General features: G+C 63.4%; 26 protein-coding genes and 1 tRNA gene. 15 read left to right on the top strand and 12 right to left on the bottom strand.

Features of this window, described 5'->3' with window-relative positions; translation table 11 throughout:
• The first annotated feature begins 8 nt into the window (after positions 1–8).
• A complete protein-coding gene (locus tag BH93_RS23170; RefSeq protein WP_032376226.1) occupies positions 9–269 on the top strand; it encodes an MbtH family protein in 261 nt (86 codons plus the stop codon).
• Positions 270–277: 8 nt separating this feature from the next.
• Here BH93_RS23170 and BH93_RS23165 read toward each other — a convergent pair whose 3' ends face one another.
• Positions 278–1,741 (bottom strand): threonine/serine ThrE exporter family protein, encoded by a 1,464-nt coding sequence (locus tag BH93_RS23165; protein ID WP_032376227.1) that lies wholly within the window; start codon positions 1,739–1,741, stop codon positions 278–280.
• 92 nt (positions 1,742–1,833) lie between these two features.
• Here BH93_RS23165 and BH93_RS23160 point away from each other — a divergent pair.
• Positions 1,834–1,908: transfer RNA gene (locus tag BH93_RS23160), tRNA-Thr, on the top strand.
• Between the two features lie 164 nt (positions 1,909–2,072).
• On the opposite strand, the gene BH93_RS23155 is transcribed toward BH93_RS23160, so the two are convergent.
• Both BH93_RS23155 and BH93_RS23150 read right to left on the bottom strand, forming a co-directional pair.
• Positions 2,073–3,287, bottom strand: coding sequence for a tyrosine-type recombinase/integrase (locus tag BH93_RS23155; RefSeq protein ID WP_037172820.1), 1,215 nt, complete (start codon positions 3,285–3,287; stop codon positions 2,073–2,075).
• Entirely contained in the window at positions 3,280–3,912 is a 633-nt protein-coding gene (locus tag BH93_RS23150) for a helix-turn-helix domain-containing protein (protein WP_037172817.1), read from the bottom strand. The genes BH93_RS23155 and BH93_RS23150 overlap by 8 nt, the downstream gene beginning before the upstream one ends.
• A 139-nt stretch (positions 3,913–4,051) precedes the next feature.
• On the opposite strand from BH93_RS23150, the gene BH93_RS23145 reads away from it, so the two are divergent.
• From BH93_RS23145 to BH93_RS23095, 11 genes are all read left to right on the top strand, one after another.
• Positions 4,052–4,249: a helix-turn-helix transcriptional regulator gene (locus tag BH93_RS23145; RefSeq protein ID WP_008709982.1), complete on the top strand. Its 198-nt coding sequence runs from the start codon at positions 4,052–4,054 to the stop codon at positions 4,247–4,249.
• 1,133 nt (positions 4,250–5,382) lie between these two features.
• Positions 5,383–6,171 (top strand): ParA family protein, encoded by a 789-nt coding sequence (locus BH93_RS23140; protein ID WP_037172816.1) that lies wholly within the window; start codon positions 5,383–5,385, stop codon positions 6,169–6,171.
• A complete protein-coding gene (locus tag BH93_RS23135) occupies positions 6,171–6,521 on the top strand; it encodes a hypothetical protein (protein ID WP_037172814.1) in 351 nt (116 codons plus the stop codon). Before BH93_RS23140 ends, BH93_RS23135 begins: the two co-directional genes overlap by 1 nt.
• Complete coding sequence (locus tag BH93_RS23130) at positions 6,518–7,393, top strand: DUF2637 domain-containing protein (RefSeq protein ID WP_052064965.1); 876 nt, start codon at positions 6,518–6,520, stop codon at positions 7,391–7,393. The genes BH93_RS23135 and BH93_RS23130 overlap by 4 nt, the downstream gene beginning before the upstream one ends.
• A 441-nt stretch (positions 7,394–7,834) precedes the next feature.
• A complete protein-coding gene (locus tag BH93_RS23125) occupies positions 7,835–8,401 on the top strand; it encodes a hypothetical protein (protein ID WP_037172809.1) in 567 nt (188 codons plus the stop codon).
• Between the two features lie 175 nt (positions 8,402–8,576).
• Positions 8,577–8,882, top strand: coding sequence for a hypothetical protein (locus tag BH93_RS23120; protein ID WP_037172806.1), 306 nt, complete (start codon positions 8,577–8,579; stop codon positions 8,880–8,882).
• Positions 8,883–8,992: 110 nt separating this feature from the next.
• Positions 8,993–9,526: a DnaB-like helicase N-terminal domain-containing protein gene (locus tag BH93_RS23115; RefSeq protein WP_037172804.1), complete on the top strand. Its 534-nt coding sequence runs from the start codon at positions 8,993–8,995 to the stop codon at positions 9,524–9,526.
• A complete protein-coding gene (locus tag BH93_RS23110; protein ID WP_037172801.1) occupies positions 9,523–9,801 on the top strand; it encodes a hypothetical protein in 279 nt (92 codons plus the stop codon). The genes BH93_RS23115 and BH93_RS23110 overlap by 4 nt, the downstream gene beginning before the upstream one ends.
• 54 nt (positions 9,802–9,855) lie before the next feature.
• Positions 9,856–10,191 carry a hypothetical protein gene (locus BH93_RS23105; protein ID WP_037172800.1) on the top strand — a complete coding sequence of 112 codons (336 nt, stop codon included), beginning with the start codon at positions 9,856–9,858 and terminating at the stop codon, positions 10,189–10,191.
• A 201-nt stretch (positions 10,192–10,392) separates the two neighbouring features.
• Positions 10,393–10,731: a hypothetical protein gene (locus BH93_RS23100; protein WP_052064964.1), complete on the top strand. Its 339-nt coding sequence runs from the start codon at positions 10,393–10,395 to the stop codon at positions 10,729–10,731.
• Positions 10,728–10,895 carry a hypothetical protein gene (locus BH93_RS23095; RefSeq protein ID WP_155290904.1) on the top strand — a complete coding sequence of 56 codons (168 nt, stop codon included), beginning with the start codon at positions 10,728–10,730 and terminating at the stop codon, positions 10,893–10,895. Before BH93_RS23100 ends, BH93_RS23095 begins: the two co-directional genes overlap by 4 nt.
• Before the next feature lie 217 nt (positions 10,896–11,112).
• Here BH93_RS23095 and BH93_RS23090 read toward each other — a convergent pair whose 3' ends face one another.
• The 3 genes from BH93_RS23090 to BH93_RS23080 all read right to left on the bottom strand — a co-directional run bounded on the left by BH93_RS23090 (position 11,113) and on the right by BH93_RS23080 (position 12,707).
• The gene (locus tag BH93_RS23090; protein WP_371832077.1) at positions 11,113–11,499 is read right to left on the bottom strand and encodes a histone-like nucleoid-structuring protein Lsr2; all 387 of its coding nucleotides are present in this window, start codon (positions 11,497–11,499) and stop codon (positions 11,113–11,115) included.
• Positions 11,500–11,775: 276 nt separating this feature from the next.
• Positions 11,776–12,009: a hypothetical protein gene (locus tag BH93_RS23085; RefSeq protein ID WP_037172798.1), complete on the bottom strand. Its 234-nt coding sequence runs from the start codon at positions 12,007–12,009 to the stop codon at positions 11,776–11,778.
• Positions 12,010–12,191: 182 nt separating this feature from the next.
• Positions 12,192–12,707 (bottom strand): hypothetical protein, encoded by a 516-nt coding sequence (locus BH93_RS23080; protein WP_037172795.1) that lies wholly within the window; start codon positions 12,705–12,707, stop codon positions 12,192–12,194.
• A 328-nt stretch (positions 12,708–13,035) separates the two neighbouring features.
• On the opposite strand from BH93_RS23080, the gene mobF reads away from it, so the two are divergent.
• Positions 13,036–17,079, top strand: a complete 4,044-nt coding sequence (gene mobF / locus BH93_RS23075) for a MobF family relaxase (protein ID WP_037172793.1) — start codon at positions 13,036–13,038, stop codon at positions 17,077–17,079.
• Between the two features lie 31 nt (positions 17,080–17,110).
• On the opposite strand, the gene BH93_RS23070 is transcribed toward mobF, so the two are convergent.
• Complete coding sequence (locus tag BH93_RS23070) at positions 17,111–17,989, bottom strand: DUF2690 domain-containing protein (protein WP_165712824.1); 879 nt, start codon at positions 17,987–17,989, stop codon at positions 17,111–17,113.
• A gap of 480 nt (positions 17,990–18,469) precedes the next feature.
• Between BH93_RS23070 and BH93_RS23065 the strand changes: the two genes are divergently transcribed.
• A complete protein-coding gene (locus BH93_RS23065; RefSeq protein WP_155290903.1) occupies positions 18,470–18,673 on the top strand; it encodes a hypothetical protein in 204 nt (67 codons plus the stop codon).
• A gap of 620 nt (positions 18,674–19,293) precedes the next feature.
• On the opposite strand, the gene BH93_RS23060 is transcribed toward BH93_RS23065, so the two are convergent.
• The 5 genes from BH93_RS23060 to BH93_RS23040 form a co-directional block, all read right to left on the bottom strand.
• Positions 19,294–20,613 carry a hypothetical protein gene (locus BH93_RS23060; RefSeq protein WP_037172785.1) on the bottom strand — a complete coding sequence of 440 codons (1,320 nt, stop codon included), beginning with the start codon at positions 20,611–20,613 and terminating at the stop codon, positions 19,294–19,296.
• Between the two features lie 289 nt (positions 20,614–20,902).
• Positions 20,903–21,520 (bottom strand): DUF4913 domain-containing protein, encoded by a 618-nt coding sequence (locus BH93_RS23055; RefSeq protein WP_037172784.1) that lies wholly within the window; start codon positions 21,518–21,520, stop codon positions 20,903–20,905.
• The gene (locus BH93_RS23050) at positions 21,517–23,364 is read right to left on the bottom strand and encodes a type IV secretory system conjugative DNA transfer family protein (RefSeq protein WP_037172780.1); all 1,848 of its coding nucleotides are present in this window, start codon (positions 23,362–23,364) and stop codon (positions 21,517–21,519) included. The genes BH93_RS23055 and BH93_RS23050 overlap by 4 nt, the downstream gene beginning before the upstream one ends.
• Positions 23,361–24,179: a hypothetical protein gene (locus BH93_RS23045; protein WP_080738971.1), complete on the bottom strand. Its 819-nt coding sequence runs from the start codon at positions 24,177–24,179 to the stop codon at positions 23,361–23,363. Before BH93_RS23045 ends, BH93_RS23050 begins: the two co-directional genes overlap by 4 nt.
• Positions 24,176–25,672, bottom strand: coding sequence for an ATP-binding protein (locus BH93_RS23040; RefSeq protein ID WP_037172774.1), 1,497 nt, complete (start codon positions 25,670–25,672; stop codon positions 24,176–24,178). Before BH93_RS23040 ends, BH93_RS23045 begins: the two co-directional genes overlap by 4 nt.

The following is a 25,672-nucleotide window of genomic DNA, read 5'->3' as shown; positions in this document are numbered from 1 at the left end:
GAGGCGAGATGAGTACCAACCCGTTCGATGACGAAGACGGACGCTTCTTCGTGCTGGTCAACGACGAAGACCAGCATTCGCTGTGGCCGACGTTCTCCGAGGTCCCTCAGGGATGGCGTGTCGTCTTCGGTGAAGACACCCGCGCTGCATGCTTGGAGTACGTCGAGAAGAACTGGACCGATATGCGTCCGCGCAGCCTTCGTGAGGCCATGGAAGCCGACGCTGCTGCACGCGCCTCTGCCGAAGGAACCCCCAGCGCCGAGGCCTGAGCTTCGCGTTACGAAGTACCCGTGCCGCGCCGCCGACGAACCGTCGGTCGGCGCGGTTCTTCTTTGCGGCGAAGCGTCGGGCGCAGTAGTTCCTCGGTGCGCGCCAAGATGCGCGGCCGGCGCAGGGTGCGGGCACCCCACTCGCCCAGGGTCACGCCGGCGGCCAGGCCGCAACCGACGCCGAACGCCGCGAATAGTGAGCTGATTCCCAGCAACAATTGGTCGTTCAGGATCGCGTACAGACCGCGATACAGAGAGAGACCTGGCAGCAACGGCGTGATCCCGGCAACGGCGACGATCAACGGCGGAATGAGCGCACGACGGGCAAGCAGACCACCCGCGAACCCGACGACGACAGCGGCGATGGCCGACGCGATGATCGGACCCACATTGAGCGTCTGCGACAGCAGGTAGACGAGGGAGCCTGCGAAGCCGCCCATGAAAGCAGCCGTCAACGCACGTCGCTCGGCGTAGCAGGCAAGTGCATAGAACAACGACGCTGCTGCGCCTGCGAGCACCTTCGTGGGAACCTGCAGGATGTCCGGTGGCGCCAGATTGCTGATCTGAGGCAGATCGCTACCGATCAACGCCGCAATCCGCAGTGACGTCGCGACACCGGCAATGATCCCGCCGGTCATCATCAACACCTCGAAGAACCTCGCCGACGCCGTGATCGGGGCACCGGTGATCGCATCTTGCACCGAGCCGACCAGAGAGAGTCCCGACAGCAACACCACCACACCGGCCGCGATGATCTGCGACGGCGAAATGCTGATGTTCAGCTGATCCTGAAAGTTGTACAGCGTGATCGCCGGTGTCGCGGCCACGAAGCCGCCGACCACTTGCTGAAAGAAGAACGGCAGCCCCGCACGGTTGAGGACTCGTCCGATGCGGTCGATCACCATCGTCGTCAGGAAGCTGACCACGGCCACCAGAGGGCCACCGCCGAGCAGCACACTGATGGCCGCGGCCATACCGGACCAGGCGAGGGTCGCGATCCAGCGGTTGTAGGGGTGCGGGGCCTTGGTGATGTCGTCGAGTCGGTCGAGAGCCACGCTGGGCGGGACCATCTTGACGCGGACCGCGCGAATGAGACGGTCGACCTCGGCCAGCCGCGTGAAGTCCATCGAGCGGTAATGCACGATGCGCATCGTCGACGCCGGAGGACGCGTCGGGCCGCGATGGGCGCTCAGAGTGATCGAGTTGTACGTGACGTCGACATCGCACCGCGCAAGGCCGTACGTCGCCGCAATGAACTGCACTTGCGTCGCAGTGTCCACCGCCGAAGTGCCCGAGGCCAACAACACCTCGCCGACGCGAACCGCGAGGTCCAGAACCTCCGCGACCGACGCATCGTCGGTCAGATCGATCGGGCGTAGGGGTGACGGCGCTGCGGTCGGCGTATCGATGGTGGCCCGACGCTCACCGGTGAGACGGCTCAGCGAAGCCGTCAGGTCTTGCAGGAAAGTCATGACCGTCTTTACACGTTGCTGGGGTGATCCACCGACAAGGTACCTGTTGACACTGAGCGTCCGATGAACGGATATGCTTGCCTCGCTTCACTGCCTCCTTAGCTCAGCGGTAGAGCACTCGCCTTGTAAGCGAGCGGTCAACGGTTCAATCCCGTTAGGAGGCTCCACTGAAAAAGGGTTCTGAACTGGCTTTTTGAGTTACTAGTAATGAGATTCATTGCCGATTAGGCGAGCTCAGTGTCACAGAATGTCACAAGTGCCGCAGAACTCGCCGGAACAGCGCCCGGTGAGACCGCCTGCTCCTATGTGGACGGTTGCGGACAAACGCCGGTCAACGCGCATCGTCGGGTGGCTCGTCGCGACGCCGGACGAGTGACTGCAAAGTGTCGGCTGCGCCCAGTAGCGCATGGTTCTGGGAATGGACGTAGGTGCGCATTGTGAATGCGTTGTCCGAGTGCCCGAGCCATGCCGAGATGACGGCAATCGGCACACCCTGAAGGTGCAGCAGAGTCCCACACGTGTGGCGGGCGTCGTGGAGGCGGATGTCGGACACCTTGCTGTTGGTGCATAGCCTGCGCCAATAGTCGCTGACCGTATCGGGATGAAAAGGTCGCCCAACAGCGTCGGACACGACGTAGGTGCCGGGGCCGACGTAGGTCGAGCTCTTTCGTTCCACACCCTGCAATCGGTGTGCAGTTTCGAGTGCGGATTTTAGGGCTGGTGTGAGGGGAAGCGTGCGCTTGGACTTTTCTGTCTTCGGAGGGCCCTCTACGACACGTCCATTGACCGAGACTCGCGTGTTGTTGATTGTCAGGCTGCCGGCGTGAAGATCGACATCGTTCCATCGAAGCCCGCACAGCTCACCGCGTCGGAGGCCGCTCAGCGCAAGCAGCCAAGCGTGGCCGTTTCGATCGCACGCCGATGCTTCCAGGAGGCGTTGCACTTCGTCCTCCGTGAATGTCTGCATCTCGACGTGCGCACGGGGCGCGCGGTCGACGAGCGCGGCAACGTCTCGTACCAATCGCCCTTCTCGCATCAGCCCGGTGAGGACTGCGCTTACAAGGTTGAGCATCGGATTGATCGAAGTGGCCTTCCACGGACGTCGCAGTTGGCCATCGGGCTTGACCGAGCTGCCGGCCAACAGATCGTTCACCAGAGCGTCCATGTGACCTTTGGTCAACTTCTGCACCGCTAGCGCGCCGTAAGTATCGCGCAGCGGTTGAAGGGCATGGGTGTACGCGGCTTTAGTGGACTCTCGTACGCGTCGTCCGGCAAGCCACTCAGCGCAAGCCTCCTCGACCGTGGTGGTCGAGGAGGGAACGAATGTCCCCTTCGAGACTTCCTCGAGCACCTTGGATAGGGCTGCGCGAGCGTCCTTCTCCGTAAGAAATCGACGACGCAACTGCGTTCGCTTCGACGCCCGGGTGCCGGTGGCGTCGGCACCACCAGCGTCGACGGTCATTTGATACCGCAACTCGGTACTGCCTGTAGACCGATTGGTGACGTAGATCTTCTTGATCTGTGGCGGCAGTTGCTGCCTAGCCATCCTCTTCGTCCTGCGTGTTCATGCCCAGTTCGGTCATCCGTCTAAAGAGCTCTTCCGAACGCCGTCGAGCATCCTCGTACAGATATTGCATCGACTCGATGTGCTCAGCTGATTCATTCTTGGAAAGGCCGTTTCGGAGCTGCACCCGAGCACGCCGCATCGCCTTCAACGCATCAAGCCATTCACGAGTGATCCCAACGCGATCGTTCTTCGGGTCGAAGGTGTCACGTACCCACATTTCGAAAGGAGCGTCGGATTCCTCCTCGGTCCACTCGGAGCTCGGCCGCATCAGCCCAGCCTCCCCGCTGAACCAGCGGAGGGCATCGTGAGACTCCTGCTGGAGCCCTGGGAGTACTTCGACTCTTCCCTTGGGGAGGTCCGGATAGACCAGTTGTGCTGGTGAGACACCCAGTGCCGCAGCCAAAATCAAGAGTTCCGAGACGTCCAAGCTCTTCTTGCGTCCGGTCTCCAAATCCGCGACTACAGATCGCGAGATCCCCCACCCGAAGTCAACCGTCCTGTCGGCAAGCTTTGCTGCGGACAGAGCGGAGTGGTCTTTACCTCGAAGTCGGCGCACTTCCGAGGCGACCCGGGCAACGATCGATTCCGCCCACGACTGCGTCATGGTTACGCAGTCTAGCGGAGAATGCCTCCCCGTTGTGGGATGGCTACGTACTTGTTACTCTGTGGTGGAACCACGTGGACTGACCAGAAATGTCCTGCAGAATGTGGCTCTACTACACAATTCAGTGGAGGTGCTGAAGATGCCCAGACGGTTGTTGTCTGTCCCGGAGGCTATGGCTTGCACGGGACTTGGACGTTCCAACTTCTTCAACAAGATCGCGTCCGGAGAAATCCGGAGCGTGAAGGTCGGCAAGCGCCGGCTGATCCCGGATACGGCCATCGATGAGTACATCGAAGGTCTCGAGGCACAATCCGACGCCAGCTCAGGCGTCGCGTGAGGCCGAGAGCCAACTGTCCCTCAGGAAACTGAAACGCCCCCGGAAAATCTCAGTGTTACCAGCACCGAGGCCGAGGGCGTCGAAACCACAACCCGTGAGGAAGGAGTTCCGCCACCGATCATAGAGCGTCTTGATAAGTCATTCAAGACATTTCGCCGAGCCACCGTTCTCCGCCCTCGATTTACGTCAGGGGCCGAGCGGGCGGTGACGCATGTTTCGACCCGCGACAGCGCGGTCGAGTTCTTTCTGCTCGCGCCGCACAGGCCTTGGCTACGGAACTTCCTAGCAAGGCCTGATGTGCCGCAGCAGCGTCGTTTTCTGGCAGAGCCCGACGTAACACCAGCCTGCAGCCGGCCTGTGCACCCTTTGTAAATCCTCGGAGACCGGCCCCGAGGCACCATCAGCTCGACTGATCATCGAACCGGTGGCGATACCGATTAGCCGCGCGCCCACCGAGGCGCGGGGCTATCCGGGCGTGGAGCGGACAACGTGGGTGCGGAAATTGGCTCAGGGGCCATGGGGGGTCCGGAGGGAACGAACGAAGTCCCTTGTCTTTCATACGTCACCACTATGGAGGTACCAGTTGAGCTCTCGACCCATCTGCAATGCTGACATGACCAAGTTGTCCGGCATGACGAACCGTCATTCAGGCCTCGATCTTTCAGTCCACGCCGCTCGCTTACTCATATCCGTTGTGCACGTCGATTCCATGAAGATCCAAACTAAGCAACATATTTGGCTACTTCAGCTCAAGCGCGGCAGTTCGCCGGTGCAGGCCGCTCCCGCTAGCGGTGCGGCGGCGTTCCGCAAAACTGACGTACCTGAATTACCCGCAAAGAGTGCCTCAGATGACTCGCTGGCGACGGGCGTCATACGTCCTGCGGTGGTTACACCTCCATTGCCCACAAAGGATGCGAGTCGCGCTTGGGATGTGTTCGTAGTAAACGCTTCTCATACACCTGTGGCATGCATTTCGCCTATGGCACGCGACTCGCGTTTCGTGCCCCTTACCTGCAATACATCCAACACTTCTACAGGGTGCGACTCATCCGTCGGTTCCAAGGCGTGCATGACATCCCATACCCGCAATGCCGCCAGTTCGTCCCATTCATCCATGGAAAGTGAGACCCACCATGCCCGCTGACATCTTTGCGTTCTGCAACCAGAAGGGCGGCGTGGGTAAGACCACCACCGTCTTTCACCTCGCCTACGCCGTCGCCCAAGCAGGGAAGCGAGCACTCGTAATCGACGTGGATCCGCAAGGCAACGCCAGCACAGTCCTGACCAAGACCGAGTTAGAGAGCGATGAGGTCGGTGTTGCGGACGTTCTCGCCGAATCATCGAACGCGACCATCGCCGATGCTGTTGTCCCCACCATCTGGCCTGGCGTAGACCTAGTACCCACGTCCCCGGGAAACGAGTCCCTGGCCTATGTCCGCGATCAATTGGTCGTCGCCGGTGCCGGCCGAGAACGGCGGCTTCGCGACGCAATCGACGTCGTACGAGGCGTGTACGACGTGGTCCTCATCGATTGCCCACCTAGCCTCGATCTGCTGACTATCAACGCCCTTGTTGCAGCGCGCGCCGCCGTAGTCGTGACTCAGTCCGCGCTGTTCTCAGCCAATGGACTCGCGCGATTGCTGCGCACCATCGATGCAGTCAAGCGCAGCTACAACCCGGACCTCGCCATGCTCGGTGCGATCGTCAACCTTCACGAGATCGCGACGATCAGCGGTCGAGAACAATTGATCGAGATCGCCGCGAGCATCAACATCCTCGGTGACGCCGTTCCCAAGCGGGTTGTCATCAAAGACTCGATGGAGGCCCAAACCAGCCTGGTCGACTGGGGGACAACACAATCTCGCAGCCTGTCGACGATTTATCGCGACACCCTTGCGCTGCTCACCAAGGGACATCTGTAATGGCCCGGCCCGAACGCATGAAGAGCGCACTCGCCGGATCGAGCCCGGTCGATCCGCCGGAGGACTCGCGGCAGCCCCACGACACTGTTTCGTCGGCCGAGACCGTTGCGCAACCGTCACCGGACAACGCTAAACAGAAGCGTTCGTACTACCTGTACCAGTCCACCGTCGACGATCTGCTCAACGCTGCCGAAGCGTTGTCCGCAACCCCCGGCGCTCCGCGGGGCCCGTCGGATCTCGTCAATGCGGCAATCGAAGACTACTTGGAGTTGTTGCGCAACAGATTCAACGACGGTGCGCCGTTCCCACAACGAACGGGTCCGCTCGCACGAGGACCGAGAATCCGATGAGCCGATCACACTCCGCGGCAACCCCGTTGACAACGAAGCCGTCAGACGTCGTTGCGATCCATCCAGCGATCTTGCAGTGGGCCCTCGCAACGGCCGTTGCGCTGACAGTTGGCATTGCCGGGGCGTCCTTCTGGCTCAGTTTCGCTGTGTTGCGTGATCTCGCGGTGATGGCTGGGATAGGTCCCGGCGAGGCGTGGGTGATTCCAGTCGTGTTAGACGGCGCAATTGTCTCGACAACAGTGACAGCCATTGCGCTGTCGAATCACACGGACAACCGCACGATCAAGGGCCGTCGCTTCGTCGTCACGATCTTGCGTGTCGCCGCATCGGCGTCGATTGCGGGTAACTCGTACCACGCAGTGTTGAGTGCGACCTTGCTTCCAGCCGTAGTCTCGGCGGGTATTGCCACCATTGCACCTATTGCGCTCCTTGCGATGACCGAAGTGCTGGCCGTCATACTTCGTGCGCCCCGCGGAGCCGTCAGAGTGGAATTCGCTCCAAGTGCTGCCACAGAGGAGCCGGACTGGACAGACACCGAGTTCAGCCAAGAAGGCCCCAGCCCGGGCCGGGACGAATCCGAAGGCGAAGACGGCACGCGGGGAGGACACGTCGAGACGGCGAACTCGCCTCGACTGCAAGTCGACGACCTCACACCGGAAGTTGCGGAAACAGCGCGGCTCCGACACGCCCACCGCGAATGGTCGTGGGCACGAATCGGTAGAGAAACGGACGGCTCCGTTGCATCGACCGCGATGCGCCGATATCGGAAGTGGGAAGAAGTCACCGCAGGGATCGTCGATGGCCACCAGGACGGGCAATCCAGGTTTGATGACAAGCCAGCCAGCGAGCGTGACCGCATGTCCGCAGGATAGAAGTGCTACCGCGACATCGAGCCTGGTTGCTTTCCGTCGCTCCCGCGCAATCACCCCAGGCTGTTGATGGCTCTGAGGTGGTCGCGCCCTGATGGCTCAGTCTGCCTTGAGGCGCGCGCTGCCCTGGGACCACCTCCGGCGGTCTCCGGATTGAGCTCCGCTGCGCTCCGCACAGCAGAAAGAACAATTTCCTTCGCACATCTGGCTCCGATCGAGCATGCAACACCCTGACCCGTCTTACCCAACCCTGACTCCGCGTTGCTCCGGCTCGATGGGCTCCGAAAACTTTTCAAAGCGCCTGCGGCTGAAAACTTTCCGGATCAGGGCCAGGACGCCGGTCCAGTGCGCCGCCTTCTCTCCTTCGAGCCAGATGACGGCGAAAGAAATTGGCAGAGCGAAAGGGCCGGGGGAGCCGGTCACGCAACAGAAAGAGAGCCCGACATGCCGCAGAATACTTCCAGCACAGGACGACGGACCACCGCCGCACACAACGCCCGGACCACCGGAATCGTCACCCACACAACCGTCCTGGTCTCCGGACCCCAACAGGCCACTATCACCGCTACCTCCGCAGCCACCGACGAAGCGCAGATGATCGTCGCACTAGGTCACGTCATGATGACCTTCCGAAGCGCCCAAACAGTATCCGCAGTCATCACCGGATTTGCCACCGTCCGGGCCGCACTCGCCGGAGCCGACGGACAAGCCCCCCACCCCGCCCAACCAGGCGCAGAATTCGGGGCCGCCGCGATCTCTGTCCTGTGGCTCGACAGCCCCGAACACACCGCAGTGCCGCACCACCGCTACAGCTCCGAACAACGTCGCACGATCCACTGGGTAGACCTGCACATGGGACCTGTCACCTGGCGTATCACCGACCGCATCGGGTACGACACCCTGATGGCCGAACTCCGACGCGTTCACCGCGCTGCCGTCGGAGTATTTCTCGACGGCAGCCGCTACCGCCGCGACCCCGCCAAACTCCTCGATGTCTTTGACGACGTCTAATACCACACGTTCGGTCCCAACCCCGGGGCCGAACGTCGTTTATCCACAGGCTGACTCGACACGACAGTTGTCCACATCCTCGTTCGATCGGTGTCCGCAGCGAACGCTTTGTTACGGACCTCGTGTGACGCTCGATTAGAAGCAGCTGGCCGGCACGAGCGACAAGGAACCAACGATGATCACATGGACAGTCACCACACACCCTGAGGACAACCCGGAAATTCTGACCGCGACCGGAGCAGAACCCAATCTCCAGGCTGCGAAACGCGCCGCCGCCGATGCCGTCCGTATCGCCCTCCTCGATGCGCGCGAGCACGCATCGTCCGACAACGGCAGCCCGCCGTCCTACCTCGTCACACTCGACGGAACCTGTGCCCTCATCGTCGGACTCGGAAGCTGCAGGCCCGAGAACTACAACGCCGTCCTCGACAGCCTCGAGCAGTTCGACGGCTCTGCGCCACCGAACCTTCTCTACATCTGATCCGGATTTCTACGATGACGATGAACTCTGCAGGACCGAGCAAGGCACCACCGGAATACCGAATCCAGTTCTCCCGCACCTGACCCCGCAAAAAGAAACGAGGCGAACAGATGACCCCGTTGAGAGCAGTCGAACCCGCCGACGACGATCACGCTGATCTGACGGACCATCCGGAGACGGCGCCGGAAGCACTGACGATCTGCGCAATGATGTGGTTGCAGGACACCGACGAGGCCGCCCGCATCGCAGCGACATTGCGGGCTAACGATTTTTATGATCCCGTCTATCGCGAGCTGTACGGCATCGTGCAGGAGCTGATCACCGACAATCTCCCACACGACCCCGCGAGTGTTCTGGGCGTCCTCGTCCGGTCGGGTGCCAGCGGACACCGCGGTGCACGGCTGCGTCGAACACTGACCGACGTCACCGCAGGGAACGCATGCGGAGCATCGGCGACCGACTACGCCGGCATGGTCCTGTCGGAAAGTTACCGACGTAGTTTTTTCGACGCTGGGATCAGAATTCAGCAGCTCGCCGAGGAAGCGCCGGAAGAATTTCTGTTCGACCAGCTCGTCGAAATTGGAAGGGCGCAACGTGAAGCGACGAACCGCCTGAACGCCTTCCGCAGAGGCAGCGCACAGTGACGGCGCGGGGAGAGACAGAGTCGGGCGATGAGGCGCGTCGAGCTGCCCTCGCTTCTGTCCGGTTGGCCGCCGCAGATGTCGCGCATCTCGATAGAGACGAACTCGAGGACCTCGCTGTCGGTTGTGAGATCCATGATGCTCTGTCCGACGGCAACACGCTCAGTGAGGTTGCGCGGTCCATCGGGTACACCGAGGCCGTCGCCTCAGACCTTCTGGGCAAGTTCCGAGAGCGCCGCGAGAGTCTCGCGGCGCGCAACCAAATTCCTCTGTTCTGAGCAAGATTCAACGCACACCTCGCATTGCCGCCGTGACCCGAAAAGGCCGACACCATGAACTTCATCCGCATCGACACCGACCGAGGGACCCTCTACGGGCCATCCTTCGCCGAGACGCTGACACACTTCTTCGGACAGAACCAGCACGTCGAGTGGGAATGCCACCAGCTGACCGCTGGATACTCCGGTGGGCGGTGCACAGTGTCGACTGCAATCCGAGTGAATCACCGTGGACAGTGGATTGTCGCAGCAAGGTCCTTCGGCACCCGCACAGTCGATGCAATCCCGGCGTGCGCAATGCACTTCGGATCGAGTTTCGCTACCGCACCGTTCGATGCACCCAAGATGCCTCGCTGGGTGTACGAGTGGGCGTATGACCTGTTGGTCTGAATTCACGGTATATATCGACCCGGTGCAGATCGAAAGCGAACTTACTCCAGCGCTTCTGCGTTGACGCGGAGCGCTTCCGCGCACTGAACAACGTTCGGCCCAACGCCACAAGCCCGCCGCGGGACGAAACTTCGACGAGATGTCAGAAGGTGCTGCGCAGCGCGCCGCATTCGAACCCACCACACGGAAGGAACTCGGCCCGTGCCAGCACAAGCCTGGATCACCCTCATAGTCGGCGTCTTCGCCGTCGTCGGCGTCGCCGGAACCGTCAACCAACGCACCCGAGCGGACAACCGCTCCCAATCCTGGCAACGAATCACCTGGTGCCTCGAACGCACCGTTAGCGACAACCCCGACGAAGTTGCGCTCGGCTGGACAGTGTTCGGCACCGTCGCCGCAACTCCCTTCATCGCCAAGACCGACCGTCGCACACTCCGAGCAATTGCCGACCGAGATATTTCGCCCAGCAGCGACGACCTGGCGGAAACCGACGACAACAGCGACAATGGACCTACAACACACCGCGAGGAGCGCCCATGACCACCACCGAACCACGCCGGGCCTGGACCCCCGAGCAACGCCGGAAGGTCCGCGCCGCAGCCGCAGGAGCCTCGATCAAGCTCCGCGAGTACGACAACGATCCAGTCCCGCAGTGGCTACGCGACGTCGCCGCAGGCAAAGACATTAAGCCGCCGACTGACTGAACACCCCATCAATCCGACAAGGCCCGCCCCCAACCAAAGGACGGGCCTTCGTCATTTCGCGAACGTCGGGAATCGATGCCGTCGACTACGCAGAACGAGTGGCCGCCATGCGGGCGGCAGGTGAATCGAACTCCACTGCGCTCCCTCGTGCCACAGCCCGGACAGCAGAGAGAACATAAAGCCGCCGCTCGCGTCGCCGCAGGCGGCTCGCCGCCTGTCAGTGTGCGGCGTTGTAGGCCTCTTCGATGTCGGCCGGGATGCGGCCGCGTTCGCTGATCTCGTAGCCCTGGTCGAATGCCCACTGCCGAATCGCCCGCGTCTGCTCCGGATCACGCTTGGTTGATCCGCCGGCCGCTGTAGCGGCAGACGCGGCAGCGGCGGAGGGCTTGCGCTTGCGGCCACCGACCCGTGTCGCGTGCCCGACGTAGTAGTCGAGCTTCTTGTGAAACTCGTTCGCATTTTTCGCTTTCAGATCGATCGAGTACTCGACGCCGTTGATCGCGAATTCGATCGTCTCGCCGGACTCGTCGTCGATGACCGAACCGTCGATATCGTCCACCAATTGGGTTGTCACTCGTTTGGCCACAGCCGAAAAATCTTTCATCGACACATTCGCTATGCGCAACCGCATTCTTATCTATGAGCGTAACCAGCACCGACATCCGCGCTCTTCAGCGACACGGCCGTTCGCTACCGCACCGTTCCACGCACCTGCGTTGCTTCGCTGGGTGTGCGACTGAACGGATGTCCTTCTGAGCTGACACGCACGCCGCAGCTCGACCGTAGAACAACAAAAGCGCATGAGCACAGTCGCGCTACGACGCTGAAATGGCGCGGAGCCGTGAAGACGGGTCGAGCAACAGGCAGACCCCGCCGCAAGCTAGCCACATGATGCAGCTTCGACGACCCTTTGGAAGGTGGTGCGCAACGCGCCGATGGCAACAGCAACGACTACGGCAAACATGATCGAAGCAACAACCACGCCGATGCGAAACACGCCGCCGGCGATGACTCCCGTTGCACGCAGGGGAGCGAACCGCCAACCTGACTCGGACTTTCCAGCTCGCCACAGCGCTCCTACGACGATCAAGCCGACGGCAACAAGTGCGATCACGATCGTGCACCTCCTATCGCAAGCCGGATCCCACACCGAGCCAGCCATATAAATACTTCGCCGTAACCATGTGCAGTGGGCGTGCGTTCTCATTGTGTTCTCGAAATATCGTTGTGTTGCACTGAGTCAGAGCCCTCGATGTGTGCGGTCGTGAAGCCTGCGGCGCTAGCTTCGCTCATATGTCAGGCGATGCTGCGCGCGCCCTCTCCATCCGCGCCTGCGTCTCCTTCTGTCGAAGGCTCTGCAGATGAAGTTGATGCGGAATCCCCAGGGCTCTCCAAATGTTCTTCTGTGCTACTCGTGTCACCCGCGTCATTCTCTGCAGCCGAACCGATATCGGGCCTGGCGGTCGAACGTGCCGACATCGTCGATTTGACCAATCGCGTCGCTTCCGGCACCGAAAGATCCACCAGCGCAGCGATGCTGGCGTATGTTTCACCGCGTTTCTTGAGCTCGGCCAGTGCTCTTGCGCGTCTCTCATACGCCGCGTCGAGTTTGGTTTCCGCGTCCCGCCGCAACCGCTCGATCCTCGTGGTCACATCGTCGTTGATTTTTTGTTCGTCGCGGGTGGCATCGAAATACGAGATCAAATCCTGCTCCTGATTCTTCAAACGCAACTGTGCGTCCGACAATCGCTGCGCATTCGCCCGCCGAGCCCGTTCCCGAGCGCTGATCGGTCCACCGTTTGAGGGAGTCATACGGGACAGGCTACCGCCGACATGCCGGCCGGCGGAAGAGTGCTACGCACCCACGGTCGCCCTGATTGATCTGTCCTGCTTCAACTTTCGTCCCTCACCGTCCATGCACGTTCTAGTTCGTCCGAAATCTAGATACTATCGACTTCAGATTTCCTGTGTCTCTTCGCGAAATGAAAAACCAAACGTCACACACCTCTTGCACTATTAGTGTCCATGGGCGGAATCTGCGTACTATCGCGACTGTGCCGCGCGATTTAGAAGCAGATTTCGAGGGAGATCGACTCGTGAGATCTCGCCGCACACAACCTCGTCGGCGGCGGTGCCCGCGATGATGACCGTCCACGCGCTGCACGCGGGCGACGGCTACACCTACCTCACCCGCGAGGTCGCCAGCGCCGATATCCGCCTCGAACGCGGCCAAGATCTCACCGACTACTACGCCGCCGAAGGCACCGAACCGGGCATCTGGGGAGGACGGGCCTCGGCCGAGCTGGGGGTGTCCGGGTACGTCCGCGAGGACCAGATGAAGGCGCTGTTCGGTGAAGGCCTGCACCCCGAAGCCCAGGCGCTGATCGAGGCCGCAGTCCTCGACGGTACGAAGGCGAACGCGGCGATCGAGAGCGTGCGACTCGGCCGCAAGTTCGCGAGCTTCCGCAACGAGGTGCCGCTGATGAAACGTATCCGCGCCGAGATCGATAACGACCGCGCCGCCGGCGGAAAGCCGCTCACCGCCGAGCAGTGCCAGCAGATCCGCTACCGCGTCGGAGCCGACGAGTTCCACCGCGAAGTCGGCCGGTCACCGGCCAGTGAAGCCGAGCTCGTCCGCTACATCGCCTCGCAGCAGCGCCGCGAACGTCAACCCGTCGCCGGCTACGACTGCGTGCTGACTCCGCAGAAGTCGGTGTCCGTTCTCTGGGGGCTGGGTGACGACGACACCCGTGTCGCGATCGAGCGCGCACACAGCGCCGCGGTGAGCGATGCCATCGGCTGGGTTGAGGACAACGCCTCTTACACTCGCGTCGGGAAAGCCGGTGTGGGACAGATCGAATCGACCGGCCTGATGTACACCCGGTTCGATCACCGCGACAACCGTAACGGTGACCCGAACCTGCACACCCACGTCGCGATCTCCACCAAAGTGCAAGGCATCGACGGCAAATGGCGCAGCCTCGACGGCCGCGTGCTGCACAAGCTCGCCGTCGCCGCATCCGAGCGCTACAACACCCTCATCGAGGAGTACGTCACCCGCGAGCTCGGCACCGTATTCGCCGACCGACCCGGCACCGGAACCAACAAACGCGCCGTCCGCGAAATCGAGGGCATCCCCACCGCACTGCTCAGCGAGTTCTCCCGCCGCGACGCCATCGAGTCACGCCTGGAAAAGCTCGTCTCCGACTACCGCAAGACCCACGGCAAAGACCCCTCGACCGCGATGCAGATGCGCCTCGCCGACCAAGCGACCCTGGAAACCCGCAACGAGAAAGCACCACCGAAATCGCTCGGTGCCCAACGCGCGGAATGGCGCAAACGCGCGCTCGACGTCGTCGGCCGCCGCGCCCTGAACTCAGCACTGAAATCGAGCACCGGGAACACGATCAGCGTCACCGACGCCGCCTCGATCGACCACCGCGAGATCGCCCGCACCGCAGTCGCACGCATCGCACAGCAACGCTCGAGCTGGAACCGCTGGCACATCCAAGCCGAAGTCCAACGACAACTGCGGCCGCTGGTGTTCGCGACCGCGGCCGAGCGTGACGCGGTCGCCGAGAAGGTCACCGAAGCCGCGCTCGGCGCAGAGTCCATCCGGTTGACCCGGCAGGTCGACGCGACACCCAAGGCGCTGCAACGCAGCGACGGGGAGTCGATCCTGACCGTGCACGGCAACGAGACCTACACCAGCGCAGCGATCCTCGCCGCCGAACACCGCCTCGTCGGTGCCGCCCACACCCCGACCGCGGTCATGGCACCTGCCCACGCCTACACCGCAGCCCTCGCCGCGCACACCCAACTCAAAGGCTGGGACCTCGGCGCGGACAAGAAAGCACTCGTCGAACATTTTCTCTTCTCCGGTGCTCTCTTGGCTGCCGGCGTCGGACCGGCCGGAACCGGCAAGACCACCGCCATGCGCGTCGTCGTCGATGCGTGGCGCAGTGCCGGATACGACGTGATCGCCCTCGGACCGTCCGCGAAAGCCGCCGACGTCCTGGGCACCGAACTGGGTGTCACCGGCCGCACCATCGCCGACGTTCTCACCCGCTACGAGAACGAACTCGACACCGGCATCACCCCGGGCGCGATGATCCTCGTCGACGAAGCAGGCATGGCCTCGACACACAATCTGGACCGGCTGACCTACATCGCCGCCGAGCACGGCGCAGTGGTCCGGCTACTCGGTGACCCGCAGCAGCTCGCCGCCGTCGACACGGGCGGTGCACTGCGGCTGGTCGCTCGATCGAGCGCGGCACCGGAACTGGTCGACGTCCACCGCTTCCGCGACAAAGAGGAAGCCGAGATCTCGCTGCGACTGCGCGACGGTGATACCTCCGTCGCGGCCTGGTACGCCGCGAAAGACCGGGTGCAGCACGGCATGGCGGACGACCTCGCCGAAAAGGTCTTCACCGCCTGGGCGGAGACCTCGGAGACCGAGACGACGTCGCTGATGATCGCCAGCAGCAACCACGCCGTCCGCGACCTCAACGACCGGGCCCGCACTGATCGACTCGCCAAGGGACTGGTCAAGAAGGGCGGCAACGATCTGTCCGACGGACTGCGCGCCAGCGCCGGGGACCGCATCGTCACCCGCCGCAACGACACCAGCTTGCGGGTGACCGGCACACGTGGGGAACGGGTCCGCAACGGCGACTTGTGGACGGTCAAGACCGCGCACCGCGACGGATCGCTGACCGTGCGCCACCTCGAACACGGCGGGAGCATCCGCCTGCCGGCCGAGTACGTCACAGAGCACTGCGAGCTCGGTTACGCGGCCACTATCCACCGGTCGCAAGGGATGACCGTCGACCAGGTCCACGTCCTCGTCGACGACACCATGAACCGGCAAGCCCTCTACGTCGCCCTCACTCGTGGCCGTGATGGAAACCAGCTGTACGTGCCCATCGACCGGATCGTCGACCCGCACCTGATCCACGTGCACCCGGACAAGAAGATCGCCGACGAAGTCGTGCGGACCATCATCGGCCGCGACGGCTCGGACGTCTCGGCGACCGAACAGCAACGCGACGCAGCCGTCGCACACCGCAAGCTCGACTACAACGTCGGCGGATACGAGTACGCGGGCGAACTCATCGACGCGCACCGCATCGAAGCGATCGTCCGCGAGAACATGGGGCCGGAACTGGCGAACACGATGATCACCGAAGCCGAATGGGACACCTTCGTCCACCAGTACCGCCGCGCCGAGCAGCTCGGCCTCGACGCAGCCCCCACCCTCGCCGCCGCACGCTCACAGCGCGAACTCGCCAGCGCCGACTCCGTCTCCGCCGTGATGCACTGGCGACTCGAAAAGCACATCGAGAACGGCGCAGACGAGATGCACGCCTGGGCGCAGAGCATCGAACCGACGCTGCGGACCCAGTTCGGTGAGCACGCCGAGAACATCCTCGCCGACGACGGGGCGTGGCCCGACCTCGTCGCCCATCTGCGCAATGCCGAACGCGCCGGCAAAGACCCCCACGCCGCGATCGTGGAACTGCGGCGCGGTGTCACCGACCCCGACTCGAGCGCAGCGGATCTGCTCGACGACGCCGAACGACGCTGGCCCCTCGGCCGAGAATCACGCGACCACAGTGCCCCGAGCTGGGTGCTGCCGCCGATGCAGGACCGCGAAGGAATCGACCCCGAACTCGTCGCCTGGACTCGCCGCCGATACACCGAGATCGCTGAACGCACCCGCGAGCTCGGCCAGCACGCCGTCGACGAACAACCCGCCTGGACCCGCCACCTCGGCGAGGTGCCCGACTCCGGCGGTGCCCGATTGCGCTGGCAGATCACCGCCGGGCAGGTCGGGGCCTACCGGGAACAATTCGGCATCGACACCGACCGCACGCTCATCGGAGACCGACCCGAACACGGCGAAGCGGCCCGCGCGTGGGATCAGGTCAACGCCCGCATCAAGACAGTCACCACACCCGCGTCGGTGCCCGCACACGCAGGCCCCGGACAGCAGACGACGCCGGCTCCGCAACCTGCGACGCCCGATCCGATCGTCGACACGGACCGGGCGCGGCGAGAGGCCGCCGAGCATCGTGCAGCCGAACAACTACGCCTCGCCGAACAACGTAAAGCCGAACGCCGCGAACAACTACGCCAACAGCAAGCCCGGCGCCCTGGACCTAACCGGCGACCCGGACTGTAAGTCATCGACGATGATCAGGACCTCGAGCCTGTTATGTGCACTGGGGGTCGATCGAGTCGACCACAGCTTGTCCTTCATCGATCGTCATCGACCCATCGACACATATGCGATCCGTCGGTCCTTGGCGGAGCACTATAGGCGTGTAGGCGTTTCCAACGTCATGTTCTACGACGGTCTGGGTGTCTGGCCCGTCCTTCTCGTCCGCTCTATAAGTGGTGACGGAGATCGTGTTGCCCGATCCCTGGCCGTCGAGTCGCTCGGCTTTCCCCCACACGGCGTTGCAGGACGGTGAGTACACCGCTACGAGCGTGAACTGGTCACTGGTTGTTGGAAGGTTCGCTCTGACCGCGTCCGCGATGCATCCGGCTTCGATCGGATCATGACCGGTTGTTACCGCCGGACCACTCGCCGTCTCGTGTCCCCGGAACAGTGAATAGTTGATCGCGGTAGTCGCAGCCGCCGTAACGATCACAGTGGTGCAGATGATGACGCAGTCTCGGATCCACCGTGTTCGCCGGATAGGACTGTTCGGTGGAGAAGGTAAGGCTGCTGGGGCTGGCGAGGGGTCTAGTTCGGCCTTGATGTTGTCGCGCCACGCAACGAATTTTTTGACTTGTGTGGCGTCGTCGCCGGTGACCGCAGCCACGTACGACGCAACTGCGGTCGCTGTCGGCAAGGTTAAGCACAGCTGGACATTGCTCATCGTCGAGCGGCTACATGGCTTGTAGCCAAGCGACTTCGCTCGATGTGCGAGCGCGTCGATGCCCCGTCTCGATTCGTTCAGCTCGACCAGGGCTGCTCGGAAGGGGGCGAGAAGCTTCTCCGCGCTATCGACGGTGTCGTTCCCCTCCTCATCCGAACGCGCATCCGGCAATAAACCACTCGCTTTGTTCGCCGTCGATTCGGTCATGGCCCCCCCTTGCATGTGCATCACGCTCCGCAGCGTGAGTCTTGTCGTCCAGTATTCCAATCCAGGCTCTGGACCAGTGTGGATGGACACAGATGCTGGTTCTGTCGATGTAGCCGACTCCCGCTGTCGGTGAGCCCCTGACATGAAACGGAGCCCCAGATGATCTCTTCGCATTCGGTTCTTGACTACGACCGTCCTGCCCCCGTGGCACTACCGAGGCAACCTATTCACGTGCGATGGGTGCGTGCGACGTTCGCTTTTCTTGCGGTGATGGGGGCGACGTTTGCACTCGTGTTCGCCGGACCGGTACCGGCGGAAGCCGCTGATACGGGAGGAGTTGCGAACCCGGCTACTGCCTGTCCGAACGCTCAAAACGTCAAATCCAAGGACATCCTCGATCGACGGGGTGCGGTCATTGGTCGGATTGACCTGAGGTGGGCGTACTCCTGCAGTGGGAACTGGGCAAGGACAACCTCGTACATGGGGAAACTGTCACAGATCGAGTCCCGAGCAGCCCGCGGCGACTGGCTGAGCGGCCCAGGCAGCGCATACTCCGTCGACTACAACGTCAGTCAAAACTGGACGTATTACATCAGCCTCCGCCCCTCCGATCCCGCCTGCGCGAAGGGGAGACTCTTCTACAACGGCTACTGGCAGGAAGCGACGGTCTGCTCGGATCGATAGAGACCGACGATTCGACACTTGTCACCTGGGAAGCACCTGGGTGGCAAGTGTTGCGTTTCTGCGTATGGCCGAAGAGTCGGTGAGAACGGGCTCGCGCGGCCCGACCAGCGGCCGACTATGCAGGATTTATCTCACGCCCACTTATGTCGACCTTTCTCCCTCGCAGCCATGGCGTAACTGGTTCTGTCCGGACAGGAGAAGCTCGGGAGTGGCTTCAGGGGCCCGCGGCGCAGGCTGGGTCGTAAACCCCTACGTCAGGATGGTGGTGGTTGCAGTCTGCGCGACTGCAACCACCGGCTGACCTCCTTCCTGTTGTTGACTTTTCTGAAAGCTCCGGTAAAGTTATCTACTGAGGTAGCACTCAGAGATAACTCAATACATCAGAAGCAGTTCAAAACCAGATGAATGGCTTCACGCAAGATCGTTTGGGCGATCAGGCGGAAAGCGAAATTTCGAACGCGTTTGTTGCGCGTCTGAGTTTCAACGTTCATGAAGTTGTCTCCTTTCTGCAGTACGAGCCCGAAGCGTCAGCCGCTTCGGGCATGACTCGTCTGCACCTACATCATACCACACGGTGGCAAAGGCCGTTGTCGGGGCTGGTCGGCCGTCCAAAACCGCTCCTAGCTCACGTTCCTTTCCTCGCCCAGCGCCTGGTCCCGGTATCGGTTGACCTTTCTCCGCACTGATTCGCCTTGTTTCAGAGGAGCACCGCACTCGGTCGCGGCATCTGCCCACGTACGTGCCCCACTTGCTTTTGCCGCGAGGATGGCCTGCTCCATCGGGTCGAGCTTGCTGAGGATCCACACCAGTGTCGGGTCGCTGAACTCGGCCTCGAACGGATCTCGATCTGCCTGTGCCGGCACCAGATCCTTGAATGTCACGCCGTTCGGGTCTCGGCCTATGGTTGCGTCGAGCCTCACGACCTTGAAGTGATTGAGCTGTGACTCGGTGATGGGGCGTTGGATGCTCCGATGACGCTTCTGCAGACTTCCGATGGTGGAGATCACCTGGTCGGGGGTGACGTCCAGCCAGTCGTCGTCGAGAAGCGCAGCTGCGACGGCATCCTGACCCTCTTTCGTCGGCTTGACGCGCAACCAGGTCTCCATGAAGCGCACCAGCGGCTCCGCTTCACCGTGAAGAACAGCCTCTCGAGCAGCGAGCGCAGCATGGAGCCCAAACCGCGCCGCCCGATGGCCGAAGTCACCCAGAACCTTCCAGACGTCGAGCAGTGACGAGACCCTCGCGCTGAGGGTGTCGGCGATCGGAAAGATCTGGAGCGAGGAGAAGTCGCTCCACTGGCCGAGCACCCCCGCGACGCTCGTGATCGCACTCAACGCACCCAGGTCGATCCTCGGTACAGCCAAGTCGAGACCGAGGTCGAGCTTGGGGATCGAGACGGAGAGATTGGGTAACTCGATGGGCGGAATCAGGTTGATCTTGGGTGCGATGTTGTCGAGGAAGTTGGTCGCGGGGATCGTGGGGATCGAGACGGGGAGATTGGGTAACTCGATGGGCGGAATCAGGTTGATCTTGGGTGCGATGTTGTCGAAGAAATTAATCTTGGGTGCGATGTTGTCGAAGAGGTTGAGCTTGGGTGCGATGTTGTCGAAGAAGTTCATCTTGGGGATTGAGGCGGCGAAGTCAGGCATCTCGATGCGTGGGGCAAGCCCCCCGAGGTCCACGCGGCTGGCTGATTTGTGGGTCCCGGTGGCTGGGACCGGCCGAGTAGAGGCCGGACCAGCGACGGGTGCTCCTGGGCCCGCCTTCGCTGCGTCAGCAGTCTCGGCTGCATCGCGGGCTTGCTTCGCGTAGGTCGGCAAGTTCTTCCGCACGTGCGCGAGCTGCATGGCGGCACCAGGGCCGAATTTGCGCTCGACCTCGTACATGGAGAGCGAACGGGTCGTCTTCTCGGGCTGAGTCGTGTCGTCTGAGTCAGACATAGGTGGGGCCTTCCGTCGTTTCGATTGTGTCCTCACCTACTAGCTGCGCCAACAACCAGAAACGACAAATACTTCGGTGTGAGCTACATCACTCTTCCGCAACTGGCATGAAGCTCTGGAATTGTCCCGGACATCGGCCGGCGTCCGGGCGGGGAACGTCCGGCCGATGCCCAGGTTCGGCGGTCCTGCTCTCTTCGGTGGCCGCGAGGGCCGTATCCGGGCGGGATGTACGGCGTCGCGGCCACTCTCGAGCTTTACAGGCCCGCAGCTCAGGGAGTGGAAATGACGGTCAGGTGGAAGGAACCCAGGCACCCATGCGGGCATCGAAGGTCCATTCCATGCCCTCGAAGCTCACGGGGCTGTCGGGGTCGGCGGGGTCGATCGGCTCGGCGAGACCGGAGTCGATGGCCATGTCCATGTCGTCGGCCGGGATGGTGCGCACTCCCTCGGCCGCGGTGACGTCGACGACCGGCGCAGGCGGTGCCGGTTCGGGGCGGGCGGCGACGTCGGCGTCGACGAACTCCTCGATGCCGGCGAGCGTGGCCGACGGCAACGGCCGGTGTGCGCACCGATCGTGAGTGCAACTGTCGAAGTCCGAGATGTCGCGGATGCGCGCCATGAGCGGCCGGAACCACTGGGTGTGCCAGGCGGTGAGGTCGTCCCGGTACTCGTCACCGCGATAGTAGGCATCGGTCCACGCCGCCATCAGGGCGCTCAGTTCCTCGACGACGGGATCGTGGCGGTACCAGCACGGCGGGATCTTGGTGCCGAGCTCGTAGCGCTCCCGCAGCCAGGTGGTCCAGTCGATCAGTTCAGTCCACAGGGCCCGAGCCTGTTCGGCGTCGAGGTAGCGCCAGGTGAACCGTGACGGCACCAATTCTTCTTGCTCGGCCCCCGGTGCGGTCACGACAGTGTCGTCCCGTCACTGACCTTGTCGAGCACTACCGCGCCGGACCGGAGCCCGGCACGAGGCGCGGTGCCCGTCGCCACGATCTCGTCGAACACCTTCTGCGATTGCAGCACCGCGGCGCGTGATTCCTTCTCGTCCCACACTGTCGGCAGGTGCACCAGGATCGGCGGCGCGGTGCGGTAGATCAGCAGCCCTTGGTCAGGGTCCATCTGGCGGATCTGCGCCGGCGACATCACCGGTACCTCTCGCAGCGTCGGGCCGGACTGGGCGTTGCCGGAGGGCTGCCACTCGTACCGGTCGCCGAGCATCTTCGAGATCGCCTGCAGTTCGTCGCCTTTGAGGCCGGGCAGGATCAGGCGGGCGGGGGAGTTGTCGGCGAACATCTTGCCGGCGACCGCGCCCCAGCGGAGCTTGTTCTGCTCTTCGTTGTGGGCGTAGGCGTGGATGGTGATGCCTCGGCCGCCCGAGTCCGACATCAGATCCGGTAGGCCCGGGATCGGGGCGACGTTGTTGACTTCGTCGAGTTCGAACCGGATCGGGGGATCGAATCGGCCACCGGGCAGGGTCTGCGAGTGGCGATCGGCGAGGTAGTGCACTTCGCTGGCGAGGGCCGCGATGAACGGTGCCGCCGAGTTGTCTTTGCCTTTCGACACCAGATACAGCGTGTCCCCGTCGGATCGAATGAACTCGTCGATGTCGAACGACTCGCGCATCGGCACATCGACCGCCTTGAGCAGTGCGGGGGAGGCGAGCGGGGCGAGGAGTCTGCTGGCCGCTCCGATCATGTCGTCGGAGGAGTCCGATCCGGAGTCGAGGATCTGGCCGAGTTCGGCTTCCCAGCCGGGCATCGTCCGCATGAGGATTTCGCGTGGTTCGCGGCCTTTGCGGGAGTTCACCCACACGCGCAGCGTGGCAAGATCCGCACCACTGATCGCGGCCGCGTGCAGGTAGCAGCGCAGCAGCACTACTGCTTTGTCCTCCCAGTAGCCGCCGTTCTTGGTGTCTCCCATCGGCATTGCCGACACCAAGCTCTGTGCGCGGCGGATCGCCACGTCCGGATCCTGGCATCCGGAGAGGATCGACCAGCGGATCGGGTCGGGCCACCCGGTTTTGTTGTCCGGATCGAAGATCGACACTCGCCCGAGCGCGGCGCGGTGCTCGTACGTCGACGAGATCAGGTCCACTTTCGTCGAGGTCACGAGCAGGGTGCCGGGTGCGTCCATGCAGCGCTGATACGCCACGCGCCAGGTCTTACCCGAGCCGGTGACGCCTTCGACGAGCATGCAGTCGTTCTGCTTGATGTAGACGACCTTGTCGGGGTCGACCATGTTGCGGCCCAATGCGATCGCGACCTCGCTCGCGTCCAGTTTCGATGCCCGCGTGCCCTTCAACGAGGAACGGGTGGCGACGGCGGCTTTGCGGACACTCTTCTCGTCGATACCTGCCCGGACGAGCTCGCGTCGACCGGCGAATCCACGTTGCGCCTGACCGCGGTGGTGCTGCCAGTCGTCGATCTCGGAGCTGATCCACAGTGCGACAGCGGTATACAGCGCACCGAGTACCAGAATGCACACCCAGGTCACCCACGCCGGGCCCGGCTGCGCGGTCGCCGGCCACGCGGCCGCGGGGTCCGACGGGTTCGTGACCAACCCGCGGAAGATCGACAACAGCTCACCGAGGCTGGTGGGCATCGCGATCACCTTGCCCGAGACCAGCGAGGAGACCATGCCGCCGCCGGCGACAGCGAAGACCAGACCCACGATCAGAGCGGCACCGACCCAGACCTCGGATGGAACGAACGGCTCACTGGGTCTACGGGGAGGGGATTGCATCGCACTCATCGAACTGTCCTGTCGTCGGTGGAAGGGACATGGCGGGAATAGCTTTCGAGCACGTGCAGCTCGGCGGCGAGACCGACAGCGCAGTCCGCGTCGGCCACCGGGTCGAGGGCGGCGAGGTTGGCTCGAAGTCGGGTGATCCGGATGTACCGGGCCACCGCGGCGGCGTCGGTATCGGAGATCGGGGCGGGATGGGTGATCTCGAACCGCCCCTGGTCGGGCAGGTACGTCACGGTGGCCGGGGTCCGTCGACCACTGCGCTCGGTGATCGAGCGGGCGAGGTCGTGCGCGAGGCGGTGCGCGAGGTCCGGTGCCCACTGTCCGAGCAGCAGTGTCGAGTTCGGCAGTGGATCGGGCCGAGTCGAGAGCACACGCACGTCGACGCCGGTTGTCACAATCACACGGCTATCGGGGCCGAGGTCGCTCCGCCATTGGATCGGCAGGGCGGCCTCGTCGCCGGCGGCAAAAAGGTAGGCCGGTGCCGGTATCCGCGCTGTGCGGACGCCGGCGCTGTAGGCCGGGACGGCGGCGAGGGCGCAGGCGATCTCGCCGGCGGTGCCGGACACACAGACGTCGTCGTGCCCGTCGACAGTGATGGTGACAGTGACGGGGACGGCGGGGCGACCGGCGTCGAGGGCGGCGGCCTCGCGGGCGGCGGCGTGGCTGACGGCGAATCGTGCTGCGGCGGAGGACGTTGCGAACCGGCCCCTGGTGCTCGAGCGGGTGTCGTCGTACCCGATCGGGGCCGGCGAGCTCACGTGGACGTCGATGGTGCGGGAACGCCGGGCCGCTGACGGTGAGGGCGGTGAGGTGCTCATGCGGGCGTGACTCCTTTGACGGCGGCGTCGGTGTCGGTGAGGGCGATCTCTTGCGGGGAGCGGACGTGTTCCATCAGGATCGGGTCGGCCGAGCCGATCTTGACCAGGCATTCGCCCTGGCCCAGGCCCATGATGATGTCGATGGACCCGGGCGGGAGGTGATACATCTCGGCTGTCTCGCGGGCGTCGTCGAAGCGTTCCTGCGCGAACAGGAACACGATTCCCGCTTCCTGCATGAGCGCCCGGGCGGGGGAATCGTGGGACATGTCGGAGGGGTGATGGAAGGCCGAGACGGTCGACAGGCCCAGTCCGCGGGAGAGTTTCATGTTCGAACGGAACACCGCGCCGGTCGATCCTTCGGCGACGTGCCAGCCTTCCTCGACGATGAGGATGGTCTGCTTGGACACCGACGAGCGTGCCGCGAGCAGGTTCGCCAGCCAGGTGTTGATCACGGTCATCACCACCCGCAGCGCAGGCCCTTCGGTCGGCAGCGCGGAGACGTCGAAGTGCGCGAAGGGGTACTCGAGCGCGGCGCGGACCTCCGGGGAGGTTTCTGCGTCGACGAGACCTTTGAGGTCCCGGTCGACCAGACGCAGCAGGGCCAGGCCCGGTTCGTAGCCCCATTCGAGGGAGCGCTCGGACCAGCGGTCACCGAAGTACGTGCCGTCGGCGGTGGAGGGTTCGACGAGGCGGCGGGCGAGATCCTCGAGCACCGGTGCGCGACCGGTGGCGGCGGCGTCGGCGTTGACCAGCTCCAACGCGCGGCCGACGGCGCTTTTCTCCGGGGTGGTCAGCGGGCGTTCCATCGTGTCGGCGAGGACGGCGAGCACGAGGGCTTCCTGACCGGCTGGGGTGACACCGTCGAGGCCGCCGGCGTGTTCACCGCCGGTGGTGATCGCCGGGTCGAGCAGGTTCAGTCTGGCGCCGCCGCCACCGGTTTTGAACCGGACCGATTCCACCTCGAGGGTGCGGGCGAAGATGGAGTACTCGCCTTCGCTGCCCTGGCGTTTCTTGTCGATGACCACCACCTGTCGGCCGAAGATGATCTGCCGCCACAGAAATGCGGTCTTGATCATCGAGGACTTGCCCTTGCCGATGTCCCCGACGACGCAGACGTTGATGTTGGAGATGTCGGTGCCGTAGAGCTCGAACGGATCGGTGATCACCAGATCCTGGGAGATCCGGTTCAGGCCGGTCACCGCTCCCTGGTGGCGCGCACTGCGGCGGCTGATGGCCAGGTTCAGCGCTTCGGACTGCCTGGTGGTGCTCCACGCGCCTTCGGAGCGGGGTTCGTACCAGCCGTAGCGGTCTAGGAGCGCGAACCGCCGAGGTGGCTTACGGCGGGCAATCCGCTTCGGGACCGCCTGCGCGGCCTCAAGGACGGCGTCGACGTCGCCGAGTCGTTCGCGATCGCCGCCGAGCAACCGCGGGCGTACCGGTTGCTCGGTCGCGGCCGGTCGGGTGGACGGACGACGGGTGGTGTGTTGCGGCAT

The organism is Rhodococcoides fascians A25f, from assembly GCF_000760935.2.
Classification (GTDB): domain Bacteria; phylum Actinomycetota; class Actinomycetes; order Mycobacteriales; family Mycobacteriaceae; genus Rhodococcoides.
This window is presented reverse-complemented; position numbering and strand designations above follow the sequence as displayed.